Source organism: Fusobacterium sp. (assembly GCF_019012925.1).
In the GTDB taxonomy this organism is placed as follows: domain Bacteria; phylum Fusobacteriota; class Fusobacteriia; order Fusobacteriales; family Fusobacteriaceae; genus Fusobacterium_A.
Genome location: NZ_JAGIRL010000008.1, coordinates 1 through 17,435, shown reverse-complemented (window position 1 = coordinate 17,435; position 17,435 = coordinate 1). Strand labels below are relative to the sequence as shown.

14 protein-coding genes are annotated in these 17,435 nt (G+C 31.1%); 10 read left to right on the top strand and 4 right to left on the bottom strand.

The window, feature by feature from the left end; genetic code table 11:
• Positions 1 to 6: 6 nt before the first annotated feature.
• Together QZ286_RS01405 and QZ286_RS01400 are read right to left on the bottom strand one after the other, a co-directional pair.
• The gene (locus QZ286_RS01405; protein ID WP_291255223.1) at positions 7 to 1,035 is read right to left on the bottom strand and encodes a M42 family metallopeptidase; all 1,029 of its coding nucleotides are present in this window, start codon (positions 1,033 to 1,035) and stop codon (positions 7 to 9) included.
• A 24-nt stretch (positions 1,036 to 1,059) separates the two neighbouring features.
• Positions 1,060 to 2,577: an ABC transporter substrate-binding protein gene (locus QZ286_RS01400; RefSeq protein ID WP_291255189.1), complete on the bottom strand. Its 1,518-nt coding sequence runs from the start codon at positions 2,575 to 2,577 to the stop codon at positions 1,060 to 1,062.
• 294 nt (positions 2,578 to 2,871) lie between these two features.
• On the opposite strand from QZ286_RS01400, the gene QZ286_RS01395 reads away from it, so the two are divergent.
• The 7 genes from QZ286_RS01395 to QZ286_RS01365 all read left to right on the top strand — a co-directional run bounded on the left by QZ286_RS01395 (position 2,872) and on the right by QZ286_RS01365 (position 9,852).
• A complete protein-coding gene (locus QZ286_RS01395) occupies positions 2,872 to 3,354 on the top strand; it encodes a hypothetical protein (protein WP_291255188.1) in 483 nt (160 codons plus the stop codon).
• Between the two features lie 488 nt (positions 3,355 to 3,842).
• On the top strand, positions 3,843 to 4,994 hold the full coding sequence (locus tag QZ286_RS01390) for an ABC transporter substrate-binding protein (protein ID WP_291255187.1): 1,152 nt from the start codon (positions 3,843 to 3,845) through the stop codon (positions 4,992 to 4,994).
• A gap of 72 nt (positions 4,995 to 5,066) precedes the next feature.
• Positions 5,067 to 5,951, top strand: a complete 885-nt coding sequence (locus tag QZ286_RS01385; RefSeq protein ID WP_291255186.1) for a branched-chain amino acid ABC transporter permease — start codon at positions 5,067 to 5,069, stop codon at positions 5,949 to 5,951.
• A gap of 10 nt (positions 5,952 to 5,961) precedes the next feature.
• Complete coding sequence (locus QZ286_RS01380; protein WP_291255185.1) at positions 5,962 to 6,936, top strand: branched-chain amino acid ABC transporter permease; 975 nt, start codon at positions 5,962 to 5,964, stop codon at positions 6,934 to 6,936.
• Positions 6,926 to 7,717 (top strand): ABC transporter ATP-binding protein, encoded by a 792-nt coding sequence (locus QZ286_RS01375; RefSeq protein ID WP_291255184.1) that lies wholly within the window; start codon positions 6,926 to 6,928, stop codon positions 7,715 to 7,717. The genes QZ286_RS01380 and QZ286_RS01375 overlap by 11 nt, the downstream gene beginning before the upstream one ends.
• Positions 7,717 to 8,439, top strand: coding sequence for an ABC transporter ATP-binding protein (locus QZ286_RS01370; RefSeq protein WP_291255183.1), 723 nt, complete (start codon positions 7,717 to 7,719; stop codon positions 8,437 to 8,439). The genes QZ286_RS01375 and QZ286_RS01370 overlap by 1 nt, the downstream gene beginning before the upstream one ends.
• 240 nt (positions 8,440 to 8,679) lie before the next feature.
• Positions 8,680 to 9,852 carry a dicarboxylate/amino acid:cation symporter gene (locus tag QZ286_RS01365; RefSeq protein ID WP_291255182.1) on the top strand — a complete coding sequence of 391 codons (1,173 nt, stop codon included), beginning with the start codon at positions 8,680 to 8,682 and terminating at the stop codon, positions 9,850 to 9,852.
• Positions 9,853 to 9,893: 41 nt separating this feature from the next.
• Here the strand turns inward: QZ286_RS01365 and QZ286_RS01360 are convergent, their stop codons facing one another.
• Positions 9,894 to 12,023, bottom strand: a complete 2,130-nt coding sequence (locus QZ286_RS01360; protein WP_291255181.1) for a heavy metal translocating P-type ATPase — start codon at positions 12,021 to 12,023, stop codon at positions 9,894 to 9,896.
• A gap of 158 nt (positions 12,024 to 12,181) precedes the next feature.
• On the opposite strand from QZ286_RS01360, the gene QZ286_RS01355 reads away from it, so the two are divergent.
• On the top strand, positions 12,182 to 13,396 hold the full coding sequence (locus tag QZ286_RS01355; RefSeq protein ID WP_291255180.1) for an SAM-dependent methyltransferase: 1,215 nt from the start codon (positions 12,182 to 12,184) through the stop codon (positions 13,394 to 13,396).
• A 96-nt stretch (positions 13,397 to 13,492) separates the two neighbouring features.
• Complete coding sequence (fusA, locus tag QZ286_RS01350) at positions 13,493 to 15,553, top strand: elongation factor G (RefSeq protein WP_291255179.1); 2,061 nt, start codon at positions 13,493 to 13,495, stop codon at positions 15,551 to 15,553.
• A 70-nt stretch (positions 15,554 to 15,623) separates the two neighbouring features.
• On the opposite strand, the gene QZ286_RS01345 is transcribed toward fusA, so the two are convergent.
• Entirely contained in the window at positions 15,624 to 16,568 is a 945-nt protein-coding gene (locus QZ286_RS01345) for a hypothetical protein (RefSeq protein ID WP_291255178.1), read from the bottom strand.
• A gap of 170 nt (positions 16,569 to 16,738) precedes the next feature.
• Between QZ286_RS01345 and QZ286_RS01340 the strand changes: the two genes are divergently transcribed.
• Positions 16,739 to 17,413 (top strand): DUF969 domain-containing protein, encoded by a 675-nt coding sequence (locus QZ286_RS01340; protein WP_291255177.1) that lies wholly within the window; start codon positions 16,739 to 16,741, stop codon positions 17,411 to 17,413.
• Positions 17,414 to 17,435 lie beyond the last annotated feature (22 nt).

Below are 17,435 nucleotides of genomic sequence, written 5' to 3'. Positions count from 1 at the left end.
CTCTTTTTATAGATAAGCAACTAATAGTTTTATTGTTTCAAGCACACCATCAATATGAGTTCTCTCATAGTGGTGAGAAGATTCAACACTTGGTCCTATACAACCACATTTGAAATCAAATCCCTGTAAAATTGCAGCACTTGCATCTGAACCATATCTATTATACACATCTACTGTATATCCTATATTATTTAACTCTGCTGCTTCAGTTAGACCAAGTCTTACACTTAGATCATATGGAGTTTTAAAATCTTTAGCAGCAATACTTACTTTTTTCTCATCACCTAGAGCATCTTCTCCTACAAGTCCGATATCTAAAGCTATAAACTCGTCCATATCATCAGGAACTATAGAAACTCCATGTCCAATCTCTTCATAGTTAGAGATATATATGTAAAGACCATTTTTAGGTTTTAAATTATTATCCTTTAGATATTTGATATATCCCAATACTTGAGCAATACAGATCTTATCATCAATAAATCTTGATTTAATATAACCACTCTCAGTTATAACTGTACGAGGATCAAATGAAACAAAATCTCCTACTCTTACTCCAAGTTGTTCAGTGTCCTCTTTATTGTAGATCTCCTCATCTAATCTTACTTCCATAGTAGTAGAGTTTCTTGGAAGTTCTCTAGCCTCATCTCCATAGATATGAACAGAGCTTTTAACAGGCACTATAGTTCCCTCAATCACGTCACCATCTAAAGTGTGTACAAGGATATTCTCTCCCTCTACTCCTCCCCAGTTTACTCCTCCTAGGTTTACAAGCTCTAATCTACCATTTGGCTTTATTCTTTTAACCATAGCTCCAAGTGTATCCACATGAGCTGAGATCATCTTCTTATAGTTATTATCCTCACCAGGAATAAATCCTAATATAGCTCCCTTTCTAGTTAGGCTATAAGAAACTCCTAGATCATCTAATTCAGTTCCTATTCTTTCCATAGCATCATCAGTATAACCTACTGGACTTGGAATATTTAGTAGCTCCATTGTCATATCTAGTACGTACTCAACATCTAAATTGATATCCATATCTTTCCACTCCCTTTGTTATTTGTTTTCTATGTCTAAATCTTTTAAATTATGCATTGTTGTAGGATCAAACTTAAATCCTTTTACCTTGTTATTAACACCTATATTTTCATTTTTATATAGTAAAATACCTAATGGAGAATCCTCTTGTAAAATCTCTTGAGCTTTTACAAACAATTCCTTTCTCTCTTCAGGAGAAGAGACAAGTCTAGCTTTATCAACTATACTGTCAAACTCTTTGTTAGTATAGAAAGATCTATTTCCAGCACCACCATGTGAAGCACTATGTAGTAGAGGATATAGAACAATGTCAGCATCTGATGTACCAGAAACCCAACCACCTAATAGAGCTTGGTGTTCACCTTGAGCAGATCTTTGAAGATAAGCTCCCCACTCTAAAATCTCAATTTTCATATCTATACCAATATCTTTTAAGTTAGCTTGAATGATTTGAGCTAATTGAACTCTAGTAGGATTATCATTTACAAATAGTGTAAAACTTCTATCAGTAACACCAGATTTTTCTAGATACTCCTTAGCTTTTTCTACATTGTAAGGATAACCTTCAACAGTATCAGTATATCCAAATACATTTGGATTGATTATAGAGTTAGCTGGTTTAGCTTTTCCCATATATATTGAATCCGACATACTCTGTTTATTAAGAGCATAGTTTACAGCTTTTCTAAAGTCCCTATTATCAAAAGGAGCAACAGTTGTATTAAAAGTAATATACTCTGTTGATGTAGTTGGCTGAGAAATTAGATGAAGATCCTTATTCTTTTCAACAATATCACCATCAATGGCATCCATATTGTAAGCAATATCTATTTCACCAGTTTCTAGAGCAGCTAATCTACTACTATTTTCTGTAATAGCTCTGTACACTAAGGAATCTATTTTAGGTCTTCCTTCAAAATACTCATCAAAAGCTACTAATTCTATCTTTTCTCCACTACCCCACTCAATAAACTTATACGGTCCTGTTCCTACTGGTGCAGTAGCAATAGTGTCATTTTTGGCAACTGTATCTCTCTCATTTAAGATAGCAGTTAATGGGTGTGCCAATCCAAATAGTAGTGGTGATGATGGTTTTGATAGAGTTATCTTAACAGTATTATCATCTACTGCTTCTACCTTTGAAATAGCATCAATCATTATTTTACTAGCAGGTTTACTCAACATTCTATTAATACTAAAAACAACATCTTTAGCTGTTAAAGTATCCCCATTATGAAATTTTATCCCCTGTTTTAATTTAATAACAAGTTCAGTAGGTGTGATATACTCATAAGACTCTGCCAACTCTGGAACAATATTTCCATTCTCATCAACCCTAAGTAATGTGTTAAAAATTTGTTCTGTAATAGTTAGTGCAGGAATCTCATTATACATGTTAGGATCTAGACTTTTAGGCTTTGATCCCTGTGATACAATAACTTCTTTAGTTAATTTTTCCTCTATTTTATCTTTATCACTTCCACAACCTGTAATAAAAATAGAGAGCCCTAACATAAATAATATAAACTTTTTCATAAAAATACCCCCCTTACATATGCATCTTAGATATATACTACTCTTGAAAATTAATTTTTAAAAATATAAAAAATATATATCTTTTTTTTATTGAATATATATAAGTACAAAAGTATTGGAATTTTAGTATTAATTATGAAAAAGTAAGAAGAGAATATCTCAACTATCAAGATATTACAACACTGTATAATACCTATTTTATAAAACTTTTGCCAATTTATCAAGTTTTAATATACTATATTATAGAAAAATATGTTACAATAGGTTGTTACATAAATAGTTGGAGGTTATATTATGAAAAAATTAGCTATTGCATCACTTATTATATTAGCTTTAACAGGTTGTACTAAGGAGATAGATTACTCTCAAAAACAGGTAAGAAATGGAATTGTATATACAGTAAACGCAGATACTCCATTCACTGGAAAAGTTGTTGACAAATATAGCAATGGACAAAAGAAACTTGTAGAGAAATTCAAAGATGGAAAGTTTGATGGAGAGCAGGTATATTATTACGAAAATGGACAAATAGAGGATAAGATTGATTATAAATTAGGAGAGCCTATTGGTAAATATTACTCTTATCACAGAAATGGAGAGATAGCATATACTGGAGAGTTTTTAAATGGTAAGAAAAATGGAAATTGGGATAGATACACAGAGGATAAAAAGCTTATTCTTACTGAGGTATATGAGAATGGAGAGTTAAAAGATGTAAAACAATATCTAGTAGATACTGAAAAATTAAAAAATAAAATAAATAATCTTTTTAACTAAATTACAGTAGTAACTTTTAAAACAGTGTTCAATTATAGAAAAACAAGTATTAAAAATTTAGTACTATTATAAAAAAATATAGGTATAAGAAGTATTTTTTTCCTTCATAAAAAAAAGTTAAAAAATAGCTTGATTTTTTTTTAGTTTAGGAGTATACTTCATTACAACAAGTTAAAAAAGTAATTGAAGAAGGAGGAAATAACTATGTTTACACTTAACATAATAATATTTGTCATATGTATAATATCACTCATACAAATAATAATGAGTTTATTTTCATATACAAAAAATTATGTTAGGCTAATAGTATAGTTATATCCATTACTATATAAATTAATTAATAGAGTGAATCTATATTTCATTGATTAATAACAGCCTAATTAGGCTGTTTTTTTTATAACTAAAAAAATTGTACAATTATTAATAACAAATATACTTTTTTAACAGACAAAAATAAAAATTAATTAAGATTATAAGGGGGATTCAAAATGAAAAAATTAACAACAATGCTTCTAGGACTATCACTACTGATCACAGCTTGTGGAGGAGAAAAGGAGACAACTACAGCTCCAAAAGAGAGCGAAACATTAAAAATTGGTTCTACATCACCATTGACAGGACCAGTAGCTATCTATGGAGTTACAGCAACAAATGGTGCAAAGTTAGCCATGGAAGAGATTAATAAAAATGGAGGAATCTTAGGAAAACAAGTAGAGTTTATGGTTTTAGACTCAAAGGGAGATTCAACAGAAGCGATTACAGCTTATAATAGATTAGTTGATGAAGGAATTGTAGCCTTTATTGGAGATGCTCCATCAAAACCTACACTTGCAATTGCAGAAGTTGCTGCTCAAGATAATATGCCAATGATCACTCCAACAGGGACACAATTCAATATTACAGAAGCTGGTTCTAATGTATTCCGTATCTGTTTTACTGACCCATATCAAGGAGTTATCTTAGCAAACTTAGCTAAAAATAATTTAGGTGCTAATACGGTTGCTATCTTAGTAAATAACTCTAGTGACCACTCAGATGGGGTAACAAAAGCTTTTGTTGAAGAAGCTAAAAGACTAGGATTAAATATTGTTGCTAAAGAGGGATATGCAGAGGGAGATAAAGATTTTAGAGCACAACTTACTAAGGTTGCAGCAACAAATCCAGATGTACTACTTATTCCAGATTACTATGAACAAGCAGCACTTATCTCAACACAGGCTAGAGAGGTTGGACTTACAGCAACTCTAATTGGGCCAGATGGTTGGGATGGTGTGGCAAAAGCATTAGATCCTTCAGCATACGGAGCTATTGAAAATAGTTACTTCACTAACCACTACTCATTAGATGATCCTAGTGAAAAAGTCCAAAAATTCTTAAAAGCATATAGAGAAAAGTACAATGAAGATCCATCATCTTTCTCTGCCTTATCATATGATGCTGCTTATCTAATGAAAGATGCAATTGAAAAAGCTGGATCAACTGATAAAGATGCTATTATTAAAGCAATTAAAGAGAGTGATTTTGATGGAGTTACAGGACACCTTAAATTTGATGATAAAAATAATCCAGTTAAAGCAGTTACAGTTTTAAAAATTGTTAATGGTAAATATACTTTTGATTCTGTAATTCAACCAAACTAAAAATAAAAAAAGCTTGAGGGAACTGGAGTTTAACTCTAAGTTCCCCAAGTAGATCTTGAGAGGAGAGAAAAAATGGAATTTATGATGCAAATTATCAACGGTTTACAAATAGGAAGTATTTATGCACTAGTATCACTTGGGTATACTATGGTTTATGGAATAGCACAACTTATCAACTTTGCTCATGGTGATATCATTATGGTAGGAGCATATGTTTCTCTATTTAGTATTCCAGTTTTTACAAGAATGGGATTACCCGTGTGGCTTACAGTAGTACCTGCTATTGTTATATGTGTTGTATTGGGAATGTTAACAGAGAGAATTGCTTATAGACCACTTAGAAATTCACCAAGAATCTCTAACTTAATCACAGCCATAGGAGTAAGCCTATTATTAGAAAATCTTTTTATGAAGATTTTCACTCCAAATACTAGAGCTTTCCCTAAAGTTTTTACACAAGAACCTATTAGATTTGGAGAACTTTATCTAAACTATGGTACAGTTGTCACAATTGTAGTAACTCTAATTCTATCTGTTGGATTACAGTATTTTATGAAAAAAACAAAATATGGAAAGGCAATGTTAGCTACTAGTGAAGATTATGGAGCAGCTAAACTTGTAGGAATAAATGTAAATAGTACTATCCAACTTACTTTTGCTATTGGTAGTGGACTAGCTGCTATTGCTTCAGTACTGTATGTATCAGCTTATCCACAAGTTCAGCCACTTATGGGATCAATGCTTGGAATAAAAGCTTTTATTGCTGCTGTTCTTGGTGGTATTGGAATTCTTCCTGGAGCTGTTGTAGGAGGATTCATTTTGGGAGTAGTAGAAAGTTTAACAAGAGCTTATCTATCATCTCAGTTAGCTGATGCCTTTGTATTTATGATCTTAATTGTTGTTTTATTAGTTAAGCCTACAGGATTGTTTGGAAAGAATTTAAAAGAGAAAGTTTAGGGGGAGAACAATGGATAGAACAAAAAAATGGAGTTATATTTTAACTTTAGTATTGGTAGTAATTGGATATTTTTTTCTAACTACATTAATAAGTAATGGAGTTATCTCAAGATATCAAAGTACAGTTATGATTTTTATCTGTATAAATATAATTTTAGCAGTTAGTTTGAATATAACAGTTGGTTGTCTTGGACAGATTACAATTGGACATGCTGGATTTATGTCAATAGGTGCCTATGCAGCAGCTCTTTTTGCTAAGACAGGATTGTTAGACGGATTACCTGGGTATTTGGTAGCTCTAATACTTGGTGGTATTGTAGCAGGTATAGTTGGAATTATAATTGGAATCCCAGCTTTGAGACTTAATGGTGACTATCTTGCAATTATAACACTTGCTTTTGGAGAGATTATCAGAGTTTTAATAGAGTATTTTAATTTTACTGGTGGAGCACAGGGACTTAGAGGAATCCCTCGTTTTAATAAGTTTGGTATCATCTACATTGTTATGGTTATCTGTGTAATGATGATGTTCTCATTGATGACAAGTCGTCACGGAAGAGCTATACTTGCTATTAGAGATGATGAGATTGCCAGTGGAGCTTCAGGAATTAACACAACTTATTATAAGACGTTTGCTTTTACAGTTTCAGCTGTTTTCGCTGGAATTGCTGGTGGAATATATGCTCATAACCTTGGAATCTTAGGAGCTAGACAGTTTGATTTTAACTACTCTATAAATATATTGGTTATGGTGGTATTGGGAGGAATGGGAAGCTTTACAGGATCTATTCTTTCAGCTATTGTCTTAACTATATTGCCAGAAGCTTTAAGAGAGTTTTCTGATTATCGTATGATTGTTTACTCTCTACTATTGATATTGACAATGATTTTCCGTCCAACTGGATTATTGGGACGTAAGGAGTTTAGAATTTCAAAGTTTGTTGAGAGATTTATTACTAGAAGGGGGACAACAAATGAAAAATAGAATTCTACATGCTAAAGATATTAACATAAATTTTGGAGCTTTAAGAGCTGTAAGTGATTTTAATTTAGAGTTGAGGGAGAAGGAGCTAGTTGGACTTATTGGTCCAAATGGAGCTGGAAAGACAACAGTTTTTAATATTTTGACAGGAGTGTATTCAGCTACTTCTGGAACATATACTTTTAATGGAGAGATAGTTAAGAAAACACCTACTCATAAATTAGTGAGAAAAGGGTTAGCTAGAACATTCCAAAATATCAGACTTTTTAAAAATATGAGTGTACTAGAAAATGTTTTAGTTGCTAATAATTTCAATATGAAGTATGGAGTATTTACAGGAATCTTTCGTCTAATGAGATTTTGGAGAGAAGAGAAAATAGCTAGGAAAAAAGCTCTTAAACTTTTAAAGATTTTCGATTTAGATAAGTATGCAGACCATCCTGCAGGAAGCCTTCCATATGGACAACAGAGAAAATTAGAGATAGCTCGTGCTATGGCTACAAATCCAAAGGTCTTACTTTTAGATGAACCAGCTGCTGGGATGAATCCAACAGAAACAGATGAGCTTATGAATACAATTAAATTGATAAGAGATAAGTTTGGAATTGCTATTCTTTTAATTGAACACGATATGAAGTTGGTATTGGGTATCTGTGAAAGATTGATAGTTCTAGATCATGGAACAATCATAGCAAGTGGAGATCCACAGACAGTTGTAAATGATCCAGCAGTTGTAACTGCATACTTAGGAAAAGATAGTGATGAATTTGAGGAGGAAGTATAATGGAGAAAGATTTAATGCTTGAAGTTGAAAATTTACATGTTTATTATGATAATATTCACGCTTTAAAAGGAATCTCGTTAAAAGTTAAAAAGGGAGAGGTTGTTTCTCTTATAGGAGCAAATGGAGCTGGGAAAACAACTACTCTACAAACTATATCTGGTCTTATTCAATCAAGAGAGGGAAAAATCAAGTTTGAAGGGAAGGAGATAACTAAGGTAGAATGTCATAAAATTTGCCAAATGGGAATTGCACAAGTGCCTGAAGGGAGAAGAGTCTTTGCAAAACTTCCTGTTAAAGATAATTTAAAATTGGGAGCCTTTACAGTTAATGACACCCCAGAGAATCTTGAGAGAGATAGAGCTAAATTTTATGAGGTATTTCCAAGAATGGCAGAGAGAAAAAATCAACTAGCTGGAACACTATCTGGTGGAGAACAACAGATGTTAGCTATGGGAAGGGCTCTTATGAGCAGACCCAAACTACTAATTTTAGATGAACCCTCTATGGGACTTTCCCCTCTATTTGTTAAAGAGATCTTCTCTGTAATAAAAAAATTAAAAGAAGCTGGAGTAACTATATTATTGGTAGAGCAAAATGCTAAAATGGCTTTATCTGTAGCTGACTATGCCTATGTTATTGAAACAGGAAAAATTACAATAGAGGGAAAATCAGAAGATCTATTGAATGATGTCAATGTAAAGAAAGCTTATCTAGGAGCTTAGGTAAAAAAATACCAAAAATTTGATGATTAGATTCTAAAAAAATGAATTTATTTATATAAAAGTAAATTTTTTTTAAAAATTATAGGTCTAGTAGTTGACTTAATAAAAAAATAATAGTATAATTAGCTTACTCGATCGGATGTTATAATTACAAACTAAATTTCTAGAAATTGAATATTATGATCTCAAATAAGTTAAACTATTATTTGCACATAACGTAATAAGAAGGAGTGGAAGGGTATGAAAAAATTAGGTTTACTACCAAGACTTATATTAGGGTTAATAGTTGGTATTATTTTAGGAAAAGTTGGTAACGTTCCTCTTTTGAGAATTATGGTAACTTTTAATGGTATTTTTGGTAACTTTTTACAATTTGTAATTCCATTAATTATCTTAGGATTTGTTGCCCCAGGAATTGGAGATTTAGGGAAAAAAGCTGGAAAACTATTAGGAATTACTACAGTTCTTGCTTATGGATCTACAATTATAGCTGGAAGCTTAGCATATTTTACTAACTCTGTTTTATTGACAAAAATTTTACCTAAAGCTGGAGATATGATATCTGGAAATAACCCAGAAGCTGGACTATTAAAAGGATATATAAGTGTAGATATGCCACCTATTATGGGAGTTATGACAGCTCTTTTAATGGCATTTATTTTAGGGATTGGTATAGCAATAGTTGAGGGAAACACTATTAAAAACTTTATGAATGAGATACAAACAATAGTAGAAGGGATAATTACTAAGATAATAATTCCATTCTTACCACTATATATAGCTGGTATATTTGCTAATATGACATATGCCGGTGAGATTGTAAAAATAATGTCTGTATTTGCAAAAGTATTTGGTATTATAATCGTACTTCACTATGTAATTCTATTAGTACAATATACAATAGCTGGAAGCTTGGCAGGAGGAAATCCAATTGTACTAATAAGAAGAATGTTACCAGCATACTTTACAGCTATTGGTACTCAATCATCTGCAGCAACTATTCCTGTTACTTTAAATCAAACAAAAGCTAATGGAGTAAATGATGGTATAGCAGATTTCACTATTCCACTATGTGCTACTATACACTTATCAGGAAGTACTATCACTTTAGTAAGTTGTTCTATGGCAGTAATGATGTTAAATGGTATGCCAATAACTTTCTCTGGAATGTTTGGATTTATTCTAATGTTAGGTGTTACAATGGTAGCTGCCCCTGGAGTTCCTGGTGGAGCTGTAATGGCTGCTCTTGGATTGTTAGAAAGTATGTTAGGATTTGGTCCAGAGCTGACTTCTCTTATGATAGCTCTATATCTAACTCAAGATAGTTTTGGTACTGCTTGTAATGTTACTGGTGATGGTGCTATTGCAATAATAGTTAATAAATTGGCTGGATTTAAATTAGAAAGAAAATAGATATTTAAAAAGCTGATAGAAAATTTTCTATCAGCTTTTTTTTATTTCATATATCTCTTTACTCCCAAAGAAGCATTTAATACAGCTAGAAGAGAAACACCTACATCTGAGAATATAGCCATCCACATATTAGCAAATCCTAAAACACCTAATATCATAACTAAGATTTTTATTCCAAGTGCAAAAACTATATTTTGAATAACTACCTTTTTATTAATATTGGCAATCTTTAAAAGTTCTACTATTTTAGAAGGTTCATCTTTCATTATAACAACATCTGCAGTCTCTACAGCTAGATCACTTCCAACTCCTCCCATAGCTACCCCTATATCAGCTATTGAAAGAACAGGTGCATCATTTATTCCATCTCCAACAAATATAACTTTCTTCTTAGATCTCTTTATGATCTCTTGAAGTTTACTTACCTTATCCTGTGGTAAAAGATGTGTGAAAATATTTTCTCTCTTCATTCCTATCTTTTCTCCAACCATTTCACCAATCTTTTTACTATCACCAGTTAACATATAGCTATCTATTTTTAATCTAGAAAGCTCTTTAATAGTCTTTTCAGAATCCTCTTTTATCTCATCAGAGATATAGATATATCCTAAAAACTCTCCATCTTGTGCTATATAGATAACAGTACCTGGATACTCTCTCTCATCAGCTTTAATATTATACTCTCTCATCAACTTATGATTTCCAACTAATATCTCTTTACCATCATAGTAAGCAATTACACCGAAACCACTCATCTCTTTATATCCTTCAATATATGCTTCATCAATATCATCATCTAGTTGTGCTAGAATAGTTTTTCCTATTGGGTGTGTTGAATAATACTCTCCAATTTGTGCTACCTTTAACAACTCTTTTTCTGAATAATTTTCACTCTCAATTTTATCTATTTTGAATTTTCCCTTTGTTAAAGTCCCTGTCTTATCAAATACAACAGCTTCTACATCTGTTAGTGCCTCTAAATAGTTCCCTCCCTTTACTAAGATACCATATTTTGATGATAAACCAATACTACTAAAGAAAGTAAGTGGTACAGATAATACTAAGGCACATGGACAAGAGATAACTAAAAATATCAACGCTCTTCCAAACCAAGTATTAAAGTTTCCTAAAAATAGTGGAAGAATAGCTCCTACTACAATAGCAGAGATAACAACAATTGGAGTGTAATATCTAGCAAACTTTGTAATAAACTTCTCTGATTCAGCCTTCTTATTACTTGCATCTTCTACCATTGAGATAATTTTACTGATAGTTGAATCAGCAAATATCTTATTTACTCTTACTTCTAATACACCTGAACCATTGATACTACCACTTAAGATTTCACTATTTACTCCTACCTCTACTGGAAGTGATTCACCAGTAAGAGCTGAAGTATTCAATGTACTCTCTCCTTTTATAATAACTCCATCAACAGGGATTTTTTCTCCAGCTTTTATAACTATAATATCACCTTTTTTTAACTTCTTAGGTGAGATTACTACAACTTCACCCTTTTCATTTTTAAGGTTTGCATAATCTGGTCTTATATCCAATAATTTTTCAATTGATTTTCTTGAATTTGCAACAGCTTTATCTTGGAAATACTCCCCTATCTTGTAAAAAAGCATAACTCCAACAGCCTCTGTATGTTCTCCTATATAGAAAGCTCCAAATGTGGCTATTGTCATCAAGAAGTTTTCATCCATTAGGTTTCCTTTAGTTATATTCTTAAAAGATTTTAAAACTACATCTCCACCTAAAATTATATAGGCTATAATAGATAGTATTAGTTTTAACTGTATTGATAGATTACCTAAAAGTATAGCTCCAATAAAAAGAGTTCCTCCAGCAATTAGAGCTATCTTCTCTCTTTTCTCCTGTAGCTCTGCTTTTCTTTCCTCCTCTTTTCTTCTCTTTAGCTCCTCTTCCTCATCATACTCTGCCATCTTTAATATCTCTGTTCCTGGCTCTATTGAATCAGCAAAGTAATTGATCTGATGTAGAAATAACTCCTCTTCAAAGAGATCATCAATCTCCAATACAAATCTTTTTTTATAAAGATCTAAATTAGCATTTAAAACACCAGCCATTGTACTAGCTTTATGCTGAATCTTACCTGCACAACCAGCACAATCAAGATTCTTAACTTCATATTCTACTTTTGTCATTATTATCGTCCTCTCTTCTTTATACTTTATACCCCTATACCCTATATTTAAAATTTATCATAGATTACTTAGTTTGTCAAGAAATTTTCTATAAAACATAGACAACTTTTATTCCCTATGTTAAGATATAATATAAGTATAATTGAGGTGGTAGAAGAATGAAAAAAGATAGAGCATATATTGAAAATCTATTAAAGGATTTAGTAGAAAAAAATAGTTTTATAAAAGCTACAGTTTCAAATCCTGTGGATAAAAAATATAAAATTAAAAAAATAAATTTAAAACCTATTCTCATAAAAGATGAGATATTTATACAATTAGAAAGTTTTAAAGATAATAAAGCTTATCACGAAAATATCTGTTATTGCGAATTTTTACCTAAATTCTCTCAAATATTGGAAGAGTTTAAACAAATTCTAATTGTTTCACAAGGTGCAGATTACCAAATCCTAAAAGGAAAAAGTGACTACAATATAAAAGAGAGTAAAAATAGTAAAAACCTTGTATCATTGGAGCATAATAAAAAGAAGCAATATATAATTGAAGATGGGAAGCCAGTTCCTTTCCTTATAAAACTAGGTGTAATGGGGGAAGATGGAAAGGTTTTTAAAAACTCATATGATAAATTTAGACAGATCAATAAATATCTTGAATTCATTGATGATACAATAAGAGAGATGCAGTCAAAAAAATTAATTGATACACATATTAAAGTAGTAGATTTTGGTTGTGGGAAATCTTATTTGACATTTGCTCTACATCACTATCTAAAAAATATTAAGGATTTTACCTATGAGATCATAGGGTTAGATCTAAAAAAAGATGTAATGGACAAGTGTAATAGAATTGCCAATGAATTAGAGTGTGATAATTTAGAGTTTTTAACAGGAAATATTAAGGATTTTGACAAACTTCAAAATGTTGATCTAATATTTTCATTACACGCTTGTAATAATGCTACTGATTACGCTCTATTAAAGGGGTTAGAATTGGGAGCAAAGGCAATTCTTGCTGTACCTTGTTGCCAACATGAATTTAATGAGAAGATGAGTAAAAATAAAAACTCAAATTTCTTCCTAAAGGAGAATACAATAGGTAAACATGGTATACTATTTGAAAAATTTACCTCTCTAGCTACTGATGCCTTTAGAGCCCAAGCTTTAGAACTTTGTGGATTTAGAACTCAAGTTATGGAGTTTATAGATATGGAGCATACTCCTAAAAATATATTGATAAAAGCCATAAAGGAGAAGGTATCAAAGGAGAGCCTAGAGAAAAAATATAATGAATATAGAACATTTAAAGAGTATCTAGGTATTGAACCAATTCTTGATGAGTTGTTATCTCCATATTTTTTAATAAAATATAATTAATTTTTAATTTCCCCTCTTGACTTATTGCACTTTATCAGCTATATACAAGTATTGAGATACAGAACTCAACTACAATAAAATCAGGAGGGCGTTACTATGAAGAATTATGAAATTGCAAAGATAAGAAATATCTCACTTTTAGGACATAGAGGTAGTGGTAAAACTACTCTTACTGAAGCTCTACTATACATCTCAAAGACTATCAATAAGATGGGGAGTGTTGAAGATGGAAATACTGTGTCTGATTATGATAAAGAGGAAATTAGAAGAGTCTTTTCTATCAATACTTCTGTTATTCCTATTGAGTATGGAGAGGGAAAATATAATTTTTTAGATACTCCAGGATATTTCGATTTTGTTGGAGAGGTTGAATCTGCTGTTAGAGTATCTGGTAGTTCTGTTATTGTTTTAGATGCTACATCAGGAGTTGAGGTTGGTGCTGAAAAAGCTTGGAGAATTTTGGAAGAGAAAAAGCAACCAAGAATTATCTATCTAAATAAGATGGATAAAGGATATATCAACTATGAAAAGTTACTTTATGAATTAAAAGAGAAGTTTGGAAAGAAAATAGCTCCTTTCTGTGTCCCAATAGGAGAGAAAGAGGAGTTTAAAGGTTTTGTCAATATTATAGAAATGAAAAGTAGAATATTTAATGGAAGAGAGTGTGAAGATAGACCTATCCCTGATTTTATGGATGTTTCTGAAGTTAGAAATCTTTTGATGGAAGCTGTTGCTGAGACTGATGAAGAGTTGATGGATAAATATTTCAATGGAGAAGAGTTTACTATAGAAGAGATCAAAAGAGGATTACATAAAGGAGTTGTAAATGGAGATGTCGTTCCTGTAATAGTTGGATCTGCTATACAGGGAATTGGAATACATACCCTTTTCAAAATGATAAATGACTATATGCCACTACCTAATGAGATGTTTGATGGAGTAAGAGTAGGTAAAAATCCAGCAGGAGAAGAGTGCTTTAGAAAGGTTGATAAAGCTGAGCCATTCTCTGCTACTGTTTTCAAAACATTAGTGGATCCATTTATTGGAAAGATCACTCTATTTAAAGTTAATTCTGGTGTATTGAAGAAAGATATGGAAGTTCTAAATATCAATAAGAATAAGAAAGAGAAGATATCTCAAATATTTTTCTTGAGAGGAAATAAACAGGAAGATGCTCTTGAAATTACAGCTGGAGATATTGGAGCTACTACAAAACTTCAATATACGCAAACAGGAGATACTCTATGTGACAAGGATAATCCTATTGAATATCCACAGATTGAGTTCCCAAGAGCTTGTTTTTATTCAGGTGTTGAACCTGCAGAAAAAGCAGATGATGAGAAATTAAGTACTTGTTTACAAAAAATGATGGAAGAAGATCCTACATTTAAAGTATATAGAAACCATGAAACTAAGCAACTACTAATTGGTGGACAGGGAGAAAAGCATCTATACATAATCATATGTAAAATAAAAAATAAGTTTGGTGTACATGCTGTACTAAATGATCCTATTGTATCATATAGAGAGACTATAAAAGGAAGCTCATCTGTCCAAGGAAAACATAAAAAACAATCTGGTGGAGCTGGGCAATATGGAGATGTATTTATCAAGTTTGAACACTGTGATAAAGAGTTTGAGTTTATAGATGATATCCATGGTGGAGTTGTTCCTAAATCATTTATTCCTGCAGTTGAAAAAGGATTGTTAGAAGCCAAAGAGAAGGGAACTCTTGCTGGTTATCCAGTAATTAACTTTAAGGCTACTCTTTATGATGGTTCTTATCACCCAGTTGATTCCAATGAGATCTCATTTAAACAAGCTGCGATTTTAGCTTTTAAAAAGGGAATTGAAGAGGCTAAACCAGTGTTATTAGAACCTATTATCTCAATGAAGATTACTATTCCAGAGATCTATCTTGGAGATGTAATGGGAGATATGAATAAACGTAGAGGTAGAATATTAGGTATGGATCACAATAGCTATGGGGAACACATATTGAATGTTGAAGCTCCTCAAGTTGAAGTATTAAACTATGCTTTAGATCTACGAGCTATGACACAGGGAAGAGGAGAGTTTTCATTTGAATTCTCTAGATATGAGGAAGTACCTGATGTTTTAGCACAAAAAATTATTGCCAATAGAAAAAAAGATTAATCGATAAAAAACTTCAAGGGTTATTTATTTAACTCTTGAAGTTTTTTTATATTGAATAGAGTTATTTTATCTATAATTTTTTTAATAGATATTTTTTCGCCAACCCTGTATTAAAAATTAATTCATTATTATTTAAGAGTAACTCTTTCTTTAATGAGTCACCATTTTTTAATTTTAAGCTATAATATTTTATCTCTTTTTTATTGATCTCTCTCTCTTCATCATAGTTCATATCAGCTTCAAAATTTTTATCTGGAATATTTAAAAAGTTTTTTAACTCCACTATACCATTGGGATAGCTCTTTAAATTTAGAAACTCATTGATAAACTCCCTACCTAGTTGCTCAAAGTTGCTATCTTCAATAAAGAAGTAACTATCTGTTCTTTTGGTATAGGGAATTGCCATTTTATTGATAAAGCCTATAGTTATATGGGCATCTGCACCAATTAATTTTAATAATTTTATTATCTCTTCATCATATCCCTCACCAAGTACAGCTAATATGATCTCTGGAGTAAAAAATTTAACCTTATGATAATTTTTTAAAATCTCATTTTTCGTATCCTTATTTATAATTAGAATACCTGTTTTATTTTGAAAATATATCCAAGAGGAATTTTCGTTATATAGATCTAAATTGTAATTAAATTTAGAGGCATTCTCTTTTAAAAAGTCATCTATGCTACTATAATTTGTATTTTCATAGACTAAAGTAAATTTAAAATAATCAAAGCTCAGCATATCCTTTGGAACAATTATTCCTTTTACACAGATATCATTTGCCAAATACTCTTTTTGTGAGATAATCACAATATTTTTCATATAGATATCCTTTAAACTATTAAAAAAATATTTTTTAGTATTCTCTAATAAGATAGTATTCTTAGTCATATTAGAAGTAAAATGAAGCATAACTAGATATTCTACATTGCTATTTAGTAGTATATTTTGAATTTCACTTTCAAAATTTTCATAAGTTAACAAAGCTATTTTTTTAAATTTTTTACTATTCATTCCAACTAACCTCTATAAATATAATTAAAATCACCTACTATAACATTCTAGCATCTTTTTGAAAAAATTAAAATATGAATTTTTCTATAATTTCAACTATTTACTATTTTGAAGTTTTGTTATATAATTGTAATTGATATTTATCAAATAAATGATTAGGAGGGTTTTATATGATTAAATTAATAGGTATTCTATTAATTATAATAGGGTTTAGTTTAAAATTAGATACTATTATGGTTGTTTTACTAGCTGGAATAGCTACAGGACTAGTGTCATCTATTGATTTTTTAGAAATTTTAAGTATTTTAGGGAATGCATTTATATCTACTAGATATATGACTATCTTACTTTTAACTCTAGCAACAGTAGGATTACTAGAAAGAAATGGTTTAAGAGAGAGAGCTGCTAAATGTATAGCTATGTTACAAGGGGCTACTTGTGGAAAGGTATTAACAGTTTATGTAATTATCAGAACTATAGCTGCTGCATTATCTTTGAGATTAGGAGGACATGTTCAGTTTATAAGACCACTTGTTTATCCAATGGCAAAAGGAGCTGCTGAGAAAAATGGTAAACTTAGTAAAGAGTTAGATGAAGAATTAAAAAGTTTGGCTAATAGTATGGAAAACTATGGTAACTTCTATGGCCAGAATGTATTCATTGCTTCTTCAGGAGTGTTATTGATTATGGGAACATTCCAAGAATTAGGAGTTAATGGTCTAGAGGCTTATAATATTGCTAAGGCAAGTTTTCCTATGGCTATAATGGCTATAGTTTTAGCAGGGATAAGAAACTATATGTTTGATAAAAAAATTGCAAAGAAGCAGGTGAATACTAATGAATAATGTACTTCTTGAATTAATGTAT